Raw genomic sequence first — 18,617 nt, 5'->3', positions numbered from 1 at the left:
GCTCTATTCGGGAAAATCCATCTTCTGCTCGCGCAGCTGGCAATGCTCCCCACACCCCAGGTGATACCGATTGCGGGCAAACCATCGATAGAATTTCTCGGCAGCCGGACGCACCAGAGGAACTGAAAAAATCCAGGTAATGAGTTTTCCCTTGGGCAGCGCATCGATAAGCTGCTCGATCGCGGCCGCTCCCTGAGCTGTCTTTCCGGTTTTGTTGTCGATTACCTGGACCGATTCGAGGTACGCCTTCGCGGGAATCCATGGAAAGCGTGCCGATAAACCGGCAGTCTGCGAGGGGAGTATCTCGAGATCACCGCGGCTGTCCCACCGTGCAAGAACTCCAACGAGTTTCTTGCAGACATTGCAGAATCCATCGTACACGACGGTGTACGGCCGCCCCGGCGAGCCAGACGTCGGCGCGTCAGCCCCGACTTCCGCGCCACGAACGGTAAACCTCACAACCGGGACCGTCATCGCTCAACGGTTGCCGTAATCGTCGGTGAATGAGTGAGCGTAGCGTGGATCGCGCAGAGGGCGGCGGTGCGCTTTGCCGCAGCGACCCTTGCCTCCGGCAGCGACGCCCAGATGATCTTCACGTCCATCGAACCCACGCGGTGCGGTTGCTCGGCGAATGACCACTTCACCTCGGTCACCAGATCGCCGGCATCGAGCTTCGCGTGGGCCGCCCACGATGTAAGAACCGAGTACGTACAGAACGCCAGTCCACTGGCGAGCATGTGGAAGGGCGAGTAGAACTGATCGGAGGACACGGCCTCGATGGTCATTGGCCCGCCGGTCTGCTCCAGTCGAATGGCATCGTCGGCAACGAGTGTGATCTTCATGGTCAGCGAAGATTAGCGAAAATCGTTCCTCACCTGTCCTGACCGGCGAGAAGTAATTTTGCGGGCGGAGGGCTGCTGCTGAGACAGGCAATGAAGAGTTCCGAGGCCCCACACCAGGTCGAGCGAGTGTATACCGACGATCTCGCGTCCGGGAAACTCCGCTGCGATGATGCGCAACGCCACGCGGTCCATTGGATCGTTAAAAGTCGGCACGATGACAATTCCGTTTGCGATGTAGAAGTTCGCGTAGCTCGCCGGAAGCCGTTGTCCTTCCATGATCACCGGGCGCGGGTATGGCAGCTTTACGATCCTGAGCGGCGCTCGTGACGCCGCTGCTTCAAGTCTCTTCAGATTGTCAACCGACTGCCGGTGGTTCGAATCGCTGGCGTTTGGCTCGTAAGCCAGCAGGACAACACCTGGTGCGGCAAACCTTGCGATGTCGTCGATATGGCCATGAGTGTCGTCACCAACGCAGCCCTTGCCGAGCCACAGGACGTTGGTAGCGCCGAGGTATCTGGCGAATGCACGTTCATAAGCGGCGCGGTCCAGACCGGCATTGCGGATCTGAACGTCGCTTAGCAACCACTCCTCGGTCACCAGCAGGGAGCCCGCACCGTCGGTCTCGATGCCACCTCCTTCGAGAACCAGCGGCGAAAGGTCGTCGGGGCGCTCCGCGACCACGCGCGGGAGGCCCGCGATCCGGGCGATTGCCGTGCCGACTTTTTCGTCCCGTGTGTAGTTGTCGTACTTCGCCCAGGCGTTGAACCGCCAGTTCATGCCTTCGACTTGACCCAGTGGATTCCATACGAATGTCGGGGCAGAGTCCCGCAACCAAACGCGATCGGTGGGAACCACATGGAGCCGGTAGCCGCGGGGCGAAACATCGTGCGCCGCCAGCACCGCGCTCGCGCTCTCGAGGAGGTCTTCGTCATTACAGAGAATTTCGACTCGCTCAAATCGGTGCAGTGCGCGCACGATCTCCGCGTACACCCATGGTATCGCGCCCATTTTTCCGGGCCAGTCGGGCTCGTGATGAGGCCAGGCAATCCACGTTGCGTCGTGCGGTTCCCATTCGGCGGGCATAATGAGGTCATGCGCACCAACCGAATTGGTCTCTGCAGTCCCGGCAGCGTCTGCGTTCAGTGACTCTTCTCCGGCCGATGGGAGGGCGCACGGCTTACAAATCCAGCACGCGTCATCCGATGTACCGATTCAGAATGGGCGCGTATGCGTCGATCCGCCGGTCGCGAAGGAACGGCCAGTTGCGGCGCGTTTCCTCTATCAGCCGGCGGTCGCACTCCGCGACGAGAACCGCGGGCCTGGTGCCGGCTTCGGAGAGAATGCGACCAAAGGGATCGCAGATGAATGACTGTCCGAAAAACTCGATTCCGTCGGTACCCGGTTCATCGTCTTCGTGCCCGACGCGGTTGGGAGCAGCGACGAATACACCGTTGGCGATGGCATGCGCGCGTTGCGAGGTGCGCCACGCATCGACCTGAGCCTGTCCGAATTCTGCCTTCTCCGCCGGGTGCCATCCGATCGCGGTGGGATAGAAAAGAATTTCAGCGCCGAGCAGCGCGTTGATGCGCGCGGCTTCCGGGTACCACTGATCCCAGCAGATCAACACGCCGATCCTGGCGTACCGGGTATTCCACACCCGAAATCCATGGGACCCCTTATGATCGCCATCGTGCGACCGATGCGAATCGCCAGGAGCGAAATAGTATTTCTCGTTGAACAGCGGATCGTCGGGGATGTGCATCTTGTGGTACACGCCCAGCAAAGAGCCGTCGGCATCGATAATCGCCGCTGAATTGCGGTAGACGCCTGCCGCCTGGCGCTCAAAAAGCGGTACGACGAGCACGACTTCGAGCTGCTGGGCGAGCTTCTGCATCCGATCGACCGTCGGCCCCGGGATCGGTTCGGCGATGTCGAACCTTTCACTCTTCTGGGACTTACAGAAGTAGGGGGAATTGAATAGCTCCTGCAGGCAGATGATCTGCGCGCCCCTCGATGCTGCTTCACGAACACGCTCCATCGCACGGTCGATGTTTACCGCCGCGTCGGAAGTCACTGCCTCCTGGATGAGGCCTACGCCTATCGGTGTGGTCATTATCGGGAAAGCTGGTAGTTTATCGAAACCTTCAGGGGGCATCGCGACGTGCTGCATCACGACAACTTCTTCGTCCATTACAATGAACAATAACGAGAGCGGAGAGGGCGTGGGTGAATCGCCCCTGGAGGCTATGGCACCGGAGGTAACGGGGCAGGCGAATCCGGAGCGCAGAGCGCGCCGCAGCGCCCGGATGCACACCACCTTCCAGGCCATCAAGGCGCAGCATTCCGGTGGTCAGACGCGGATGCAGATCATCGCCGAAGGACTCACGAACCTCGGAAGCTCGACCGGGTTTTTTGTCTTCCACGTAATCGCCTTCAGCGCGTGGATCCTGCTGAACTCCGGTATCGGAGGAATGCCGGCCTACGATCCGTATCCATTCGGACTGCTTACGATGGTCGTTTCTCTTGAGGCCATCTTTCTTTCGATCTTCGTGCTCATGAGCCAGAGTCGCGAATCCAAAATCGGTGAGCTGCGCGAGGAGCTGACGTTACAGGTGAATCTTCGGATCGAAGAGGAGGTCACCAAGACACTTCACCTTGTGGCTGGCCTTTACACCCGCCTTGGCCACACGATTGGCGAAGATCCAGAGCTGAAGGAAATGCTGAAACCGCTCGATCCCGAGCGCATGGAGCGGGAGGTTACGGACCAGATCCATGCGGCGATTCCTCGACTGCGCTTCAGAAAAAAACGGCGTCGGTGAATTAGGCGGCGCAGGAACTGGCCTTAACCCGCCACGAGCTGCCTAAGGACGTACGGCAGAATTCCGCCGTGCCGGTAATAACTCATCTCCTCGGGCGTATCGATCCGCGACAGAGCTGGAAACTCCTTGACCGCGCCGGTCGGATCTGTCGCGCGAACTGCCAATGTCGACCGCGGTTTCATTTCATTGGACATTCCAGCAATCTCGAATGTCTCGAAACCTGTGAGGCCGAGCGATGTTCTTGTCGCTCCTTCGACAAGCTCGAGGGGCAGCACACCCATGCCAACGAGATTCGACCGGTGAATTCTTTCGAACGACTCGGCGATCACCGCCCGTACACCCAGCAGCAGAGTTCCTTTCGCCGCCCAGTCGCGCGACGAGCCCGTGCCATACTCCTTGCCGGCAACGATCACGAGGGGAACGCCGTTTCGCTGGTACTCCATCGATGCATCGTAGATAGTCTGGGGATCGCCTCCGGGCGTCACCGATGTCCACCCGCCTTCCGTGCCCGGTGCGAGCTCGTTCCGCAGGCGGATGTTGGCGAATGTCCCGCGCATCATCACTTCGTGATTGCCGCGGCGGGCGCCGTAGGAATTGAAATCCGTGGTCTTGACGCCTTGTTCGATGAGCCATTTCCCCGCCGGACTCGCGGCCGGAATAGACCCCGCAGGGGAGATATGATCGGTCGTGATGGAATCCCCGAGCAGCGCCAGCACACGCGCGCCAGTGATCTGACGTACCCCGGGTGGCTCGATAGTGATGCCGTCGAAGAACGGCGGATTCTTGACGTAGGTCGAATTTGCGTCCCACGAATAGAGATCCCCTTCCAGAACAGGCAGGCCGCGCCACTGATCGTCGCCATGAAAAACGTTTGCGTATTGCTCACGAAACATTTCGGCTTTTACGGACCGGAGTATCTCTTCCTCGACCTCGTTTGCCTCGGGCCAGATGTCGCGAAGGAAAACCGGACCATCGCTCCCGAGCCCGATCGGCTCCGTGTGAAAATCGATGTCCATCCGTCCCGCGAGAGCGTAGGCCACCACCAGCGGGGGCGACGCCAGGTAGTTGAACCGCGTGAGTGGATTTATCCGGCCCTCGAAATTCCGGTTGCCTGAAAGAACCGCAGCAACGACGAGCTTGTTCTCCTCGATTGCATCGGCCACTGGCTGCGGCAACGGTCCCGAATTGCCGATGCAGGTGGTACACCCGTAACCGACGACGTTGAAACGCAGTTCTGATAGCGCATCCAGCACGCCGGCCGCCGTGAAGTAATCGGTCACCACTTTCGATCCCGGCGCGAGACTGGTTTTTACCCACGGTTTTGTTCGCAGGCCCTTTGCGACTGCGTTCCGCGCGAGCAGTCCCGCCGCGAGCATCACACTCGGGTTCGATGTGTTGGTGCAGCTCGTAATCGCAGCGATCACGACGGCGCCGTGTCTCAGCCCGAAGTTTGCTCCGTTCATCGACACCTGAATTGCAGAGTGCAGGCTTGCCTGCTCGTCCTGCGAAGTAGCGATGACGCTGGGGGAAAGCTGTGGTGAAGCGGCAACTGCCATCGCCTGCTTCGCCGCTGCCGCGCCGGCCATCGTACCGGTCCGCTCCAGATCCGCGGCCAGCGCCTCGCGAAACATCTTCTTCGCGAGTTTCAGCGGCACCCGATCCTGGGGCCGTTTGGGGCCAGCGAGACTGGCTTCCACGGTGCCGAGGTCCAGCTCGAGTGTGCTCGTGAATATCGGATCAGGCGTTTCATCGGTTCGGAAAAGCCCCTGCGCTTTCGTGTACGCTTCGACGAGCAGCACCTGCGCCTCATCCCGGCCAGTGAACCTGAGATACTTGACAGTCTCCGCGTCAATCGGGAAAAAACCCATTGTCGCGCCGTACTCGGGTGCCATGTTGGCAATCGTGGCTCGGTCGGCGAGTGAGAGCGTCGAAAGCCCGGCTCCGAAGAATTCGACGAACTTGCCGACGACCTTTTTTTGCCTGAGGATCTGCGTCACCGTCAGGACCAGATCGGTGGCAGTCGTGCCGGCCGGCAGTTTGCCCTTGAGCTTGAAGCCGATTACCTCGGGAATCAGCATCGAAACTGGCTGCCCGAGCATTGCCGCCTCGGCCTCGATACCGCCTACGCCCCACCCCAGCACGCCGAGGCCGTTGATCATGGTCGTGTGCGAGTCGGTACCGACGAGTGAGTCTGGATACGCCGTGGTCTCGCCGCCATCGGTCTGGGTGAACACCGCCTGCGCGAGGTATTCGAGATTTATCTGATGAACGATGCCTGTATCGGGCGGAACTACCCGAAAATTCCTGAGCGCTTTTTGCCCCCAGCGCAGAAAAGCGTACCGCTCCTGATTGCGCTCGAACTCGAGGCCGGCATTTATCAGAAACGCAGCGTCTGATCCGTACTCGTCGACTTGTACCGAGTGATCGATCACGAGGTCAACAGGCTGAAGCGGATTGATCTTCGTGGGGTCGCCGCCAAGCTTTGCGAGTGCGTCGCGCATCGCTGCGAGATCGACTACTGCGGGCACTCCCGTGAAATCCTGGAGGAGCACACGGGCCGTGCGGAACGCAATCTCCTTCTCGGTGCTCGCCGTAACGTCCCATCTGGCGAGCGCCTCGATATCGGCTGGCCGGACGAATTTTCCGTCTTCGTTTCTCAGAAGATTTTCGAGCAGTATCTTGAGACTGAAGGGCAGCCGGGCGGCGTTGCCGTCCGAGAGGGAGTCGAGGGCCTCGAGCCGGAAGATCGTGAATTGACGTCCACCGACCTCGAGCGTGGACTTGCTGCCGAAGGAATTCGGGTGTGTCATGTTGGCTTTCTCAGGAGGCCGCGCCTTGCGCTGGTCGGTTGGTGCACTGAGCCACTGCAGCGTCACGAAATGGGCGGCAGGCTGAGGTTAATGTAGCACGTTGCCGGGGCGAGGAAAACTTTAACACAGATGCACAGATGGGTACACGATGACACAGATGGCTTCAAACGCGCGATAACGGAATTGATGGTACGGCGGTTGATGTTTGTTGTTGTCGTACCATCTTGTCCAGTTCGTTGGACAGGATGCTCAATGCGAGAGCACCCATTTGCCTTCGAAGCGCAGATGGAATGCACCTCGGCGCCTTTCGCTGGCATAGTGGAACGCCAGTTATCCGCGCCCTCTACACCGCTGCTGAGGGGCCGTAAATCCTGAAGCGTGCCGGCGTGGAGCCAATCCGCGCGAAAAGTGTTCGGCAGACAGCGAGGCTCATAGAACGCGTCGATTCGCGCAGCCACCCTGTCAACGCGCCACGGAATTCAAGTTGGAGAGTGGCTCCGGTCGCCATAGACGTACCTCATGAATACGAGGCCGCACAAGACCTGCTGCCCCGGGATATCCTCGCCGACACCGGGCTGGAGTCGGGGTACGGGTGGCGCCATCTTTGATGAAGCGGAGGCGGTAGCTGCCGCTAGGGTCGACGCGCTGGAAACCGCCGCGTGGGGACGCTTCGCCGCCGGACAAACCCTGTGGTGACCTGACCCTGTAGCGCCCGCCATTATCCTGGGGCGCCGTCTCGTCGCCCCAGGCAACTCGCCCTCGTACAGGCTTCGGGGAGCGCTCTCAATTTCCCGTCTGCGCTCCGTTCCGTATTCCCGGCACGGTTGAAGCCCGAGAAATCGCCACCCGCGCAGGACATCAAGTTCTTTAACAGGCTGCCAGACTAGGTAGTCGGCGTCTTGCGGGCATCGTACTTCACAAAAACTATACCGACAAACGTCGCCATACCTACCATCCCCGGTATGACTCCCCAAGGAGAGGACGTTGGCCAGATAAACCATGTCACCAGCAGATAAATTACGCTAGATAGAGCAAATCCTCTCAGGAACTGCAGCATCTTCTCTTTGCCAGAAATCATGGAATGCCCCGTCTTAGGTGGTCTCGTACCCGCCGCTACCCCCACCTGCCATTTTGCAGTGATGGAACCTGACAATGCCCCCGATCGTGTATTGACGTCCACCGACCTCGAGCGTGGATTTGCTGCCGAAGGAATTCGGGTGCGTCATGTTGGCTTTCTCAGGAGGCCGCGCCTTGCGCTGGTCGGTTGGTGCACTGAGCCACTGCAGCGTCACGGAATGGGCGGCAGGCTGAGGTTAATGTAGCATGTTGCCGCTTCACCGGGCCGGCCGACGTTGCCACGGAAACTTTTCCACAGATGGCACAGATGAACACCATGACACAGATGACTGCAACTCCGAAGTAAAGAAACTGCTGTTGTGGCGGTTGATGTTTGTTGTTGTCTTATCATCTTGTCCAGTTCGTGGACGCGGGTGCTATTGAATTGGAACTGCCACGCTTCGCCGTAGTCATCTGTGGCATCGATGTCATCTGTCCATCTGTGGTCAGTTGTTCCGCTGTTCCGTATTACCTCTTTCTTCGAACCAGTGACCGACACCCTGCTCGAATTTCGCGACGAGTTCCCCATCCTCTCGCATACCACGTACCTGGTCTCCAACTCGCTCGGCCCCATGCCGCGCTCCGTCCCGGACCGGCTGGCGGAGTATGGCCGCGAATGGGGCGAAAAGGGCGTCAAGGCGTGGTCGCGAGGCTGGTGGGAGATGCCGGTAAATGCCGGCGACGAGATCGCGCCGCTCATCAACGCAGGCAAAGGCGAAGTCGTGATGATGCCGAACGTCACCATTGCCCAGACAGCGGTGGCATCGGCAATCGATTACGGCGGCCCGCGCGATACCATCGTGATGACCGAGCTGGATTTTCCATCTGTGCTGTACTCGTATCATGAAATGGCGAAACGGTTTGGTGCTCGCGTAGTGGTCGTGAGGTCCGGCGATGGTATCAGCATCGATGCGGAGGAGCTGCTTGCCGCAATCGACGAGCGGACCAGGCTGGTCGCCATTTCGCACGTTCTGTTCAAGTCGGCCTTCATCAACGACGCCGACGCCATCTGCGCGCACGCGCATAATATGGGAGCCCTTGTATCTCTCGATGCATTTCATTCGGTTGGCGTCATTCCGGTCGACGTAAGGCAGAGCGATGTTGACTTCCTTGCCGGGGGCGTACTCAAATGGCTGTGCGGTGGGCCGGGGGGATGTTTTCTGTATGTGTCGCCGCGCGTGCGCGACGTTCTCGCACCGGCTCTTACAGGCTGGCAGGCACACAGCCGGCCTTTCGCGTTCGAAGCCCGGATGGAGTACGCCACAGGTGCATTCCGCTGGCTCAATGGCACCCCCGTGATTCCGGCACTCTACGCGGCGGTGGAAGGGCCGCGTATTTTGAGGCAGGCCGGCATCGGCGCGATCCGCGCCAAGAGCGTGCGCCAGACAACAAGACTCATCGAGCTTGCTGATGCCCGCGGCTACAGGGTCAATGCCCCCCGTGATGCCAACCGGCGAGGGGGGACAGTCGCCATCGATACCGATCATGGTTACGAAGTCGCGCAGGTATTGCTTTCCAGAAACATTCTCGTGGACTACCGGGCCGGCGTCGGAATCCGGATAGCTCCCTTCTTCTTCAACCGGGACGATGAAGTCGAAGCCGCCGTCGCCGCAATCGATGATGCCCTGAAGACGGGTGAATGGAAGCGCTTCGCCGGCCATAATCACGTAGTGACCTGACAGTGTCGCGCCCGTCATCATTCATGCAAGGCGAGGCGTGCCCAGTCGGCGATTCAGGCGCACAACATGCCTTGAACAAACCCGCGTTTCGATAGTACAATATTGCAACTCGATCCAGTCGGAGGTTGTGACCGTCGATGTCAAATACCCCGTTCCTGAGTTCCGAGGAGTACGATGAAAGAGCGCATCAACTGTACAACGAAGGGCAGTACGACGAGGCGTTAGACGTACTTCGCGAAGGGCTCGCGCTCTACCCGAATTCGGTAGAGCTTCACATTGGCGTTGGGTATGCTTACCACGCCCGTGAGGAATACGCATGGGCGAGAAGGAGCTTCGAAGAGGCGCTGGTTCTCGATCCCGAGCACGAGGATGCCCTCGCCGGGCTGGGTGAAACGCTGCTCAGATTCGGTCAGCTGCCGGCGGCGCTGAGGAGCTTTCGGCGGACGCTCGAGCTGGGCTACGAAGACGACGTCGAGCTCATGCTGCAGATTGGCAGGGCCCTGTTTCGCGAAGGCCTTATCGAAGACTCCCGCGAATACTTCGAAACGGCGGCACGACAGTCACCGGAGTCTGCTGAAGCAGTCTCGTGCATCGGTTACGCTCAGCATCGGCAGGGCGACGACGATGCAGCTATTGCCACTCTTCGCCGCGCGCTGAAGATCGACGAAGACCACACCGAAGCACGTATTTACCTCGGCAATATTTTCTACGACAAGGGTGACTACGAGGCGGCCCTGTACCATCTCGATCGGTCAACGCCCGACGACCACTGGGACGAGCTTGGCATCTGGCGGCTCATCGAGCTGAAAAAGATGGTATATCGTTTGCGAGACAGCGACCCCGAGCTCAAGCCCTGGGAAGACCGTCTTGCAGAGCTCGCGGGTGAGCCGGATGATATCGACGAGATGCTGGCGGAAATCGAAGCCAGGGCGGCCGAAGCAGCCGACACCGACGCGCGCGGACAACTCGAGCTGTTTGGTGTGCTGCTGAGCAGTTTCGTCAAGGACAAGACCGCAGAGCCCGAAGCGCATTGCATCACCGTCGACGAGGATCACTCGTTCGAGGGCACATGGGAGGAGATTCTGGTCAAGATGAGTGAGGCACATGGAAACGGCACCGCGGAATCATTGAGGGAATTCATGGTGAACGAAGCTCGGCGTGGTTTTTCCCTCACGGGCCAGCTCATCTCTACCGAGGATGCTGAGAGCTTCATTCGCGGAAGTGCCGACGCCGGACTTCTGCGGATTTTGAGATGACCGCCGATCAACAGTCGGCCATGACTGCGCTCAAGTCGGTCGAGTCCATTGCCGGCCGGCTCGATCGATCGCGCGACGGTGAAGACCGGGCCGCGGACATCCTCGAGCTGTGGCATGGAACCGAGACATCGCTCCGTGCATTGATGGGTGGGTCATCTCTCAGCGGGCAGGGCTTGATTCGCGAGCTGCGACAGCGGGAGCTGATCTCGCTTGGCCAGGCGTACGCACTCCTGGAATTTCTGGGCGCACGGGACCGGGCCAATCGCACTACCTATCGCGCCACCGACAACGATGTCGTCGTGGCGCGCGAAGGCTTCCGACAGCTCGAATCGGGATTGTTGACTGCAGTCAGCGAACCCAGCGCGCCGCCGCTGCCGCCGCGGCCGGAAGTCAGAGATACGCCAGCCGTCGTAGCTGCGCCCAGTGCAGCCGCGGCCGCCGAAGTCGCCGGCGCCGACCGGCAAGGTCCGACGATTCCCCAGTCGCCGGCCACCATGCCGCCCCCTCCTCCACCGTCCTACAACCGGCCCGCGCCATACAGTCAACCCGGCGCCCGCAGCCAGACGCCAGCCGAGGTCGTAACACCCGCCGCTGACACGACGTACCGCTCATCCGGCCGGCGAAAAATGCCGGCAAATATCTGGCTTATCGCTGCCCTCGCGGCGATCGTGCTCACGTCGCTCGGCGGCTTTGCCTACTACTTCTCGGGTCGTACCAATCCCGACCAGAACCTGACCGACGCCATTGAGACAATGCAATCCGGTAAGCGGGAGGCGGCCAAAGGGCAGTTTGCAACGATCGCCCGCGACAATCCGGCGCTTGCCTCACCCCACGTGTTCCTCTCCCGCCTCGCGCGGGAAGAAGGTGACCTCGGCACAGCGCGTCGCGAGCTCGACGTCGCCATCCGTCTCGAGCCGAACAATGCCATTGCACTTCGGGAGATGGGCCTCATCCTTTTCTCAGCCGGCGATTACGACCTCTCGCGTAAATTTTTCATTCGGGCGCTTCAGAACAACCCGTCCGACAAGGCCTCACAAGGCTATCTCGGCTGTGCGCTTGCGAGGATGAACCGCTTCGATGAAGCGCGTGGTTTCCTCAGCCGGGCGGGCCCCGGAAGCTGGACCTCGTGTCTGCCCCAACGCACTCAGTGATCGAATTCGATTCCGTAACGAAAATCTACAGATCGCTCCTCGGCCGCTCAGTCACTGCTGTCGAGGAGTTTTCGTTACGGGTGGATGAAGGCGAGATTCTGGGAATCGCGGGGCCAAACGGTGCTGGCAAGAGCACGCTCATCTCGTTGCTTCTCGGGTACCTCGAGCCAACGACCGGGACCGTCCGCATCGACGGCTTGCGCCCGCGATCGTATGTGGAGCGCCACGGAATCGGTTATCTGTCCGAGCTGATGTCCATCAATCCCGGCTGGAAAGCGGACGATGCCCTGAAACGGTTTGCCACCTTGGCCGGGGTTGCCCGGTCCAGCGTCAGCAGTCGCGTGGGCGAAGTGATCGACCAGCTGGGAATCGCCGAGCACCGCTCGAAGAAAATAAAGGCGCTTTCGAAGGGAAATCTTCAGCGGCTCGGGCTTGCGCAGGCGTTGCTTCGTGATGAGAAAGTGATGATCCTCGATGAGCCCACTCACGGTCTCGACCCGGTGTGGACCCAGCGCTTCCGGGGCATCGTCGAGAACCTGAGAAAACCGGGGAAGACCGTCATCATTGCCTCACACAATCTCGATGAGCTGCAGCGCCTTGCCGACAGAGTGGCAATTGTCGATCGCGGACGCCTCCAGCGCCTTGTGAGCACCGGCTACGATCAGTCGACCGAGACCGGAGGTGCGTATCGCATCAGACTCGCGAGCGGAGCAGAGAAAATGGAAGAGTTGATGCCGTCCGCCGTCGACGTCGGTGGGGGCGAGTTCGAGATTGTATTCGATGGAATGCCGGAACTGAACGCCGCCCTGGCAACGCTGATCAGCAGCGGAGTCATGGTCGCCAGCGTCGTACCGGCGCGCTCGGTGCTCGAGCAGCAGTTTCGCGAAGCAGTCGGAGTCAGCAACTGATGTCCGGAAATCTCCTTCGTTACGCGCCATGGCAACTGCGCGATTTCATCCGTGAGCGGGGCTTCGCGGTGATGTTCATCGGACTCGCAATCGGCTTTACGTTCATCGCTCCCATGCGCGCGATGAGTGTGCGGCTCAGCGAGAGCGCAGCGCGCCAGCTCCTGGTGGCAATCATCGGGCAGCTCGCGTTCCTGGCCGCGTTTATCTCGTTCAACGGCATGATTTCCAACGATCGCAAGCTTGGATACTTCCGGTTTCTCTTTGCCAAACCAGTGAGCATTCCGGCGTATTACGTGCAGATTTTCGTGATCTTCTTTGTGGGTTACCTCACAGTATTCGCACTTCTGCTCGGAATATTTTCGGCATCGGTACACCCGACTTTTCCGATGGGGGTGCTCGTATACAGCGCGCTGGTGTTTTTCTCTCTGGGCGGCATCGCGTTTTTCGTTTCCAGTCTCTTTCGTCATGACTGGCCGGTTCTTGCAGGGGTTTTTCTCGGCACGACCATTATACGTTCTCAGCTTTCGGCGGCAGGTGGCTGGCGGGAAATCGTGCTGGCGCTTCTGCCTCCGATTCACAAGTTGATGCCCATGGCGTCGCTCGCCAACGGCGCTGCGGTCGACTGGCCTGCTGTGTACTGGCTACTTGGCTACAGCGCTCTGTTTTTCGTCGCGGGCGTTCTCGTGCTTCGCCGCCGTTCGTTCGCGTGATGACTGGCCTTACTTCAGGCAGCGCGGTGCATCGTTCGGTATTGTCAAACGGACTCACCGTGCTGATCCGGCGCGACACATCAGCGCCGGTGGTCGCGATCTTGACCCAGGTAAAAACCGGTTACTTCGACGAGACCGACGATATCGGGGGTATCTCGCATGTCCTCGAGCACATGTTCTTCAAGGGTACCGGGCGGCGCGGTGTTGGCGAGATTGCGAAGGAAACCAAGGCATCCGGGGGTTATCTCAACGCGCATACCATTTACGACAACACCACATACTACACAGTACTGCCGGCATCCAGCTTCGCGGCCGGCCTCGACATCCAGGCAGATGCTTACGCCAACTCGGTGATCGATGTCGGTGAATTGAAGAAAGAGCTTGAAGTCATCATTCAGGAAGCAAAGCGAAAAACGGACAATCCCTCAGCCTTGGCCGCGGAGACGCTTTTCGAGCTTCTGCATGATGTCCATCGGATGCGGCGCTGGAGAATCGGCCGCGAGGATACGCTGCGACGGCTGGATCAGTCCGCGATGCTGAAGTTCTACAGAAACTTCTACCGACCGTCGAACACAATTCTGACCATCGTTGGCGATGTCGTCGTGGACGACACGATGCTCCTTGTGAACAGCCTGTATGGCTCGCTGCCTGATTCATCGCCCAAGCGCAGCGCAGGATCGGCCGAGCCGCACCACGATGACTTCAGATTTCGTGAGCTGGCCGGTGACATCGAACAGACTCAGCTTGTGTTCGGCTGGCGGACTGCCCCGGCGCTCCACGAGGACACTCCGGTGCTCGATATGGCCGCGAGCCTGTTGAGCGCTGGTCGTGCGTCGCGGCTCTATCGCGCGCTTCGCGAGCGGCAACTCGTTTCATCAGTGAGTGCGTACAACTACACGCCGACGGAGCTGGGAGTGTTCGTGGTGCACGCCGAGCTCAAGCCGGATTGCGCCCGGGACGCTGCACAGGCAGTGTGGGAGCAGGTGAGGTCGCTCCGCGAGGATCCAATCGATTCGGCAGAACTCGAGCGCGTGCAGCGCCTGTTCGAGTCGCGCTGGATCAGGCGGCAGGAGTCGATGGAGGGACAGGCAAATCATCTGAGCGAATGGGAGGCGCTTGGAGGCTGGCAGCTCGGCGACGAATATTTCGCGCGGTTCATGTCCGTGACCGCCGATGAGATCCACGAAACCGCTCAGCGGTACCTGACTCCCGAGCGCGCGGGAATTGTCGTCTACCGGCCAGAGGAAACTGCGCCTATCGCCGAGTCACCTGACGCGATGCTCGCACTTTTGACGGCGGATACGCCGCAGCCGCTCGAGGCACTGCCGCCCCGAAAACCTCAGCTGCTTCCCGAGCCCGCCCTCGCCCCTCGACTCGAGGCGACCCAAGCCGGGGTTGCCGTGTTCCGGACGCAGAACGGTTTGCCGATACTGATTCGCGAAAGAGCGGGTGCAGCGATCGTGCACGTTGGAATTCACGCCATGGGCGGTCTGCGCGACGAACCGAAAAATCTCGCCGGAATCACGACTCTCGTGGCAAGCACGATGGTCAAGGGCACGGCCAGACGCACAGCGACCCAGATTGCCGAAGACTCGGAGATGCTTGGCGGCAGCATCGGCGTCAGTGTTGGACTGGAAAGTTTTGGCTGGTCCATCTCCGTGCCGGTGCAGAACCTCGAGGCCGCTGCCGAGCTTCTCGCGGACGTAGTGCTCGATGCAACATTGCTGTCCGATGCTCTCGATATTGAAAGAGCGGTGGCCCTGGCCGGGATTGCCGCGCTTCGCGATGACATGTTCAGCTATCCAATGCGGCTCGTGGCGCAGGGGGCCTACGCGGAGCATCCGTACTCGAGGTCGCGGCTCGGCACAGAGGATTCGCTGCGCACGATAGACGCTGCAAGTGCACGGGAGTGGTATGCCGGGCTGCTGGCGTCACCGCTGGTGATTGGGGTGGTCGGTGACGTAGTAGCGGATGATGCGGCAGGAATAATCGCGCGTGAATTTGCGCGGGTGCAGCCGGCTGCGGCGCGACAGGTTGCGCTGCCGGCGTGGCCAGGGCATGAAGTCCTGAATGCTGAACCCCGTGACAGGGCACAAACTGCACTTGCAATGGCCTTCCCGGGACCGGCACGAAACGACGACCGCAGATTTGCGGCGCGCCTGACGGCTACGATCGCCAGTGGCCTTGGCGGGCGGTTCTTTGATGAGCTCCGGGATCGTCAGTCGCTGGCGTACACCGTTCAGGCTTTCGTGAGCGAGCACCAGGCATCGGGAATGTTTCTCTCATACATCGCGACGTCTCCGGAAAAGGAAGGCACCGCGCGCGACGGCCTCCTTGGAGAATTCGCGAAGTTCCGGCACAATCCGGTCACTGCCGATGAACTTGGACGCGCAAAGAAATATTCCATTGGGTCCCATGCAATTCGGCAGGAGAGCGGGGGAGCGGTTCTCGCCGACATGCTGGATGCGTGGATTTTCGGGTCGGGCCTCAGTGAGCTGGACGAGCATGACAAGCGAATCATGGCCGTCACCCAGTCGCAGATCCAGGAACTCGCGCAGGAATTTTTTGATCCAGCGCGCCGCGTTGAAGGCATCGTAAGGGGGCAGGGCAAGAGCAGCTAGCTACTGCGCCACTGTTTCCTTCAGCCCTCGCTCTGCGCGCATCATCGCCGCAACCGAAGATCTGAGCTTCCCGTTCGCACCTCTCAATCCGCGCAACTCGCTGTAATCACCCGCCTCTGCCACGATCAGACCCTTGATCGGGGCCTGGGTAGTTGCCCAGGCAAGTACACCCCACAGCGCCAGCTCCTGGTTCAGCTCACCATGCGCGAGCGGATAACCTCCGGCAGAGAATACCCAGTGGGGCTTGGGGCTCGGACGTTCGGGCAGGGTGCGCATCCAGCGTTGCGCGACCCGCATGTGCGTGTCGAGCGTGTTGGCCCCGTCGAAACCCGGCAGCATTGAAAATCCCACAACGTCGATCGGCGATCCACGCCGCGACGCCCAGAAGTACAGCGTGCTGTCTCGGCCCCCATAACTGGAGGCTGCGACTCCGACGCGGATTCGCCGGTTCACCCCTTTGACTATTCTCGACGCCCGCGTGAGGTAGTCGATCCAGTATTCGGGCGGCTGGGTGCCGATGGCGCGTGAGCCCGCCCCGTACGGATCGACCGCCGGGATCAGAATGTCGGGGCGCAGCCGGCGCGCGATACGGTTGACGTCGGCGACTCGATCGCGCGTGTAATCCGATGGAGAGTCGCGAAACTGCTTCGCGGCATCCGTCGGATAGCCGAGCGCAACAATGATGAGGGCGCTGTCGGCGCGGCGGTCGTCGACGGTACGCGCGATTGAATCCAGTGCGGTCAGATTTGCGCCCTCCGGGTCAACGACGAGCATCACGGCATCGAGGTCGAGCGAATCGGCAAGCGGTATATCGCGTTCGAGCGCGAGCGGCGGCGGTTGTCCGCGGAGGTCGGGCAGAAGTTTGAGGCCAAGCGCAAAATCACCTTCGGGGTGTTCCTGGAGCTGGTCATCTTTGTACTGGCCGTAACTGTGGATGGTCGAGAAGGCATTCGGCATCTCGATCAGAACCAGAACGGCGACGACTGCAGCCGAGGCGGCGATGACGGCACGCAGGTATCCACTTGATTTCCACCGCGCCGGCAGTGACGGCGCGAATACCGGCACTTGCAGGTAAGCGGCTCCCCACAACGCCGGGGCCCCGAAGAAAAACCCCAGAGCGCTTGCCTGTGCCGCCGACAGTGCAAGACCGAAATCAGGCGGCGTTCCGTCGCTTGAGATTGTAAACCTGGTGACCGCGACGATCGCAATGATCACATTGTAAACGACAATCGGCACCCCGAAGAGCGGCGTGACGAGCCGCCGGCTCAGCGCAAAAAACGACTGAAGGGCAACGAGAACGGCGACCAGGGGCCACAGTCCCCGCACGGGCTGGATGGCGCGGCCAAGCAGGATCGTTGCAGACGCGTATGCCACCATCAGCGCCGGAACCATGAGTAAGCCGGCGATTGCAGTGATACCGGCAAATGACCGGGGCGCGCGCCTGAGCTGCGAGATCCGGCCGGCAACGATGATGTTCCACATGACCATGATGGTCGACACCGCGACGTAAAGCACGGCGAGAATGTGGTAGCGACTCAGGGCTCCTGACACGGCCGGAACCTAGAGGTCGCGCGACATGCTGGCAAGCGCAACACTGCTCACCTAGCTTGTCCGCATGGAGCGCGGCGCAATTTTTACTCTTCCAAACACCATTTCTCTCTCGCGCCTCGTGCTGGCTCTGTGTTTCGTTCTCATCGATGGCCGGTGGCAGCGCACCCTTCTCATCGTCGTCGCCGCGATCACGGATTTTCTGGACGGCTGGTTTGCCCGCCGCAGGAACAGCTCGACGGTTACCGGCGCGCTGATCGATCCGCTCGCGGACCGCGTGTTCGTGCTGTCTGCGGTGACCACCTACCTTCTCGCCGGGTGGCTCTCACTCTCGCAGTATCTGGTGTTCCTCGTCCGCGACATCGCAACGGCCGTTGGATTCATAGTCGCACGATTCATTCCCGGCCTCAGCGCATCGTCATTTCAGGCTCGTGCACTCGGCAAGGCGGTAACCGTTGTTCAACTCGTCATTCTGGTGGCCGTGCTTCAATTTTCCGCGGCCGTCCAACCGCTGATTGTGGTCGTTGGAGTGCTGTCTGCCGCCTCGGTTCTCGATTATACGCTGGCGCTTCACCGGGCCCGGGTTGCGGCCGGCAAAGGTGCATCGCCCAGCTGATGGACAGATGTCCAGGAATTCGCCATTACGGCCTCCTCATGTTGTCTACTGCCGTACTTGTCCTTGGGCCGGCTGCACTCCCGGGGCAACAACGTGCTTCTCCACCGCCTGCGTCTCGCGTGTCTCCCGAGGTGCGCATCGATGCCTTATTCGCCCGGGTCGACGCCGTTCATGCGGGCATCGGCATCAGCCGCCCCGTCGGTAATTATGTGCGCACCGGGATCGTCGCTGGTGCGGGATTCAGCAGCGGCGGCCGAAGCGCAAGAATAGATCTCCTTACGCGTTTTTATCTCGACCCGTTTCGCGAGAGCCGCTGGGCCGCTTACGGCGGTGGCGGCCTGACGACACGGTTTGATCAGGGAGAAAACGCCCACACGTACCTGATGCTGCTGGCAGGCGTCGATGGCCCTGTGAGGGGCAGATCGGCGTTTTCTGTCGAAGCGTCGCTGGGTGGAGGAGCACGAATCGGGATCGTGCTGCGGCGCGCAACCGCGGAACGGCGCTGACCCCTCGCTACCGGGTCAGCGCTCCGCGCATCAGC

Annotated in this window: 16 protein-coding genes; 9 read left to right on the top strand and 7 right to left on the bottom strand. The window is 60.5% G+C overall.

Annotation, left to right across the window (positions count from 1 at the left end):
• Window positions 1-3: 3 nt before the first annotated feature.
• The 4 genes from WKF55_05925 to WKF55_05910 all read right to left on the bottom strand — a co-directional run bounded on the left by WKF55_05925 (window position 4) and on the right by WKF55_05910 (window position 2,955).
• On the bottom strand, window positions 4-474 hold the full coding sequence (locus WKF55_05925) for a DUF393 domain-containing protein (GenBank protein ID MEJ7759114.1): 471 nt from the start codon (window positions 472-474) through the stop codon (window positions 4-6).
• Complete coding sequence (locus tag WKF55_05920; GenBank protein ID MEJ7759113.1) at window positions 471-842, bottom strand: OsmC family protein; 372 nt, start codon at window positions 840-842, stop codon at window positions 471-473. The genes WKF55_05925 and WKF55_05920 overlap by 4 nt, the downstream gene beginning before the upstream one ends.
• 12 nt (window positions 843-854) lie before the next feature.
• The gene (locus tag WKF55_05915) at window positions 855-1,925 is read right to left on the bottom strand and encodes an agmatine deiminase family protein (protein ID MEJ7759112.1); all 1,071 of its coding nucleotides are present in this window, start codon (window positions 1,923-1,925) and stop codon (window positions 855-857) included.
• Window positions 1,926-2,037: 112 nt separating this feature from the next.
• The gene (locus WKF55_05910; protein ID MEJ7759111.1) at window positions 2,038-2,955 is read right to left on the bottom strand and encodes a carbon-nitrogen hydrolase; all 918 of its coding nucleotides are present in this window, start codon (window positions 2,953-2,955) and stop codon (window positions 2,038-2,040) included.
• Between the two features lie 82 nt (window positions 2,956-3,037).
• Here WKF55_05910 and WKF55_05905 point away from each other — a divergent pair, with 82 nt between their 5' ends.
• Window positions 3,038-3,661, top strand: coding sequence for a DUF1003 domain-containing protein (locus tag WKF55_05905; protein MEJ7759110.1), 624 nt, complete (start codon window positions 3,038-3,040; stop codon window positions 3,659-3,661).
• 23 nt (window positions 3,662-3,684) lie between these two features.
• Here the strand turns inward: WKF55_05905 and acnA are convergent, their stop codons facing one another.
• The gene (gene acnA / locus WKF55_05900; protein MEJ7759109.1) at window positions 3,685-6,471 is read right to left on the bottom strand and encodes an aconitate hydratase AcnA; all 2,787 of its coding nucleotides are present in this window, start codon (window positions 6,469-6,471) and stop codon (window positions 3,685-3,687) included.
• Window positions 6,472-7,562: 1,091 nt separating this feature from the next.
• Complete coding sequence (locus WKF55_05895; GenBank protein MEJ7759108.1) at window positions 7,563-7,697, bottom strand: hypothetical protein; 135 nt, start codon at window positions 7,695-7,697, stop codon at window positions 7,563-7,565.
• Window positions 7,698-8,012: 315 nt separating this feature from the next.
• Between WKF55_05895 and WKF55_05890 the strand changes: the two genes are divergently transcribed.
• The 6 genes from WKF55_05890 to WKF55_05865 all read left to right on the top strand — a co-directional run bounded on the left by WKF55_05890 (window position 8,013) and on the right by WKF55_05865 (window position 15,912).
• A complete protein-coding gene (locus WKF55_05890) occupies window positions 8,013-9,266 on the top strand; it encodes an aminotransferase class V-fold PLP-dependent enzyme (GenBank protein MEJ7759107.1) in 1,254 nt (417 codons plus the stop codon).
• A 137-nt stretch (window positions 9,267-9,403) separates the two neighbouring features.
• Window positions 9,404-10,522, top strand: coding sequence for a tetratricopeptide repeat protein (locus tag WKF55_05885; protein ID MEJ7759106.1), 1,119 nt, complete (start codon window positions 9,404-9,406; stop codon window positions 10,520-10,522).
• Window positions 10,519-11,673: a tetratricopeptide repeat protein gene (locus WKF55_05880; GenBank protein ID MEJ7759105.1), complete on the top strand. Its 1,155-nt coding sequence runs from the start codon at window positions 10,519-10,521 to the stop codon at window positions 11,671-11,673. The genes WKF55_05885 and WKF55_05880 overlap by 4 nt, the downstream gene beginning before the upstream one ends.
• A complete protein-coding gene (locus WKF55_05875; protein ID MEJ7759104.1) occupies window positions 11,670-12,581 on the top strand; it encodes an ABC transporter ATP-binding protein in 912 nt (303 codons plus the stop codon). The genes WKF55_05880 and WKF55_05875 overlap by 4 nt, the downstream gene beginning before the upstream one ends.
• Window positions 12,581-13,291 (top strand): hypothetical protein, encoded by a 711-nt coding sequence (locus WKF55_05870; protein MEJ7759103.1) that lies wholly within the window; start codon window positions 12,581-12,583, stop codon window positions 13,289-13,291. The genes WKF55_05875 and WKF55_05870 overlap by 1 nt, the downstream gene beginning before the upstream one ends.
• A complete protein-coding gene (locus tag WKF55_05865; protein ID MEJ7759102.1) occupies window positions 13,291-15,912 on the top strand; it encodes a pitrilysin family protein in 2,622 nt (873 codons plus the stop codon). Before WKF55_05870 ends, WKF55_05865 begins: the two co-directional genes overlap by 1 nt.
• On the opposite strand, the gene WKF55_05860 is transcribed toward WKF55_05865, so the two are convergent.
• Complete coding sequence (locus tag WKF55_05860) at window positions 15,913-17,463, bottom strand: hypothetical protein (GenBank protein ID MEJ7759101.1); 1,551 nt, start codon at window positions 17,461-17,463, stop codon at window positions 15,913-15,915.
• Between the two features lie 64 nt (window positions 17,464-17,527).
• Here WKF55_05860 and WKF55_05855 point away from each other — a divergent pair, with 64 nt between their 5' ends.
• Window positions 17,528-18,076 carry a CDP-alcohol phosphatidyltransferase family protein gene (locus WKF55_05855; protein ID MEJ7759100.1) on the top strand — a complete coding sequence of 183 codons (549 nt, stop codon included), beginning with the start codon at window positions 17,528-17,530 and terminating at the stop codon, window positions 18,074-18,076.
• Window positions 18,076-18,582: a hypothetical protein gene (locus WKF55_05850; GenBank protein ID MEJ7759099.1), complete on the top strand. Its 507-nt coding sequence runs from the start codon at window positions 18,076-18,078 to the stop codon at window positions 18,580-18,582. The genes WKF55_05855 and WKF55_05850 overlap by 1 nt, the downstream gene beginning before the upstream one ends.
• The last annotated feature ends 35 nt before the right edge of the window (window positions 18,583-18,617 follow it).

The sequence above is a fragment of the Gemmatimonadaceae bacterium genome (assembly GCA_037721215.1).
GTDB lineage: Bacteria > Gemmatimonadota > Gemmatimonadetes > Gemmatimonadales > Gemmatimonadaceae > UBA4720.
The sequence above is the reverse complement of the archived record's forward strand: the minus strand, read 5'-3'. Positions and strand labels throughout refer to the sequence as shown.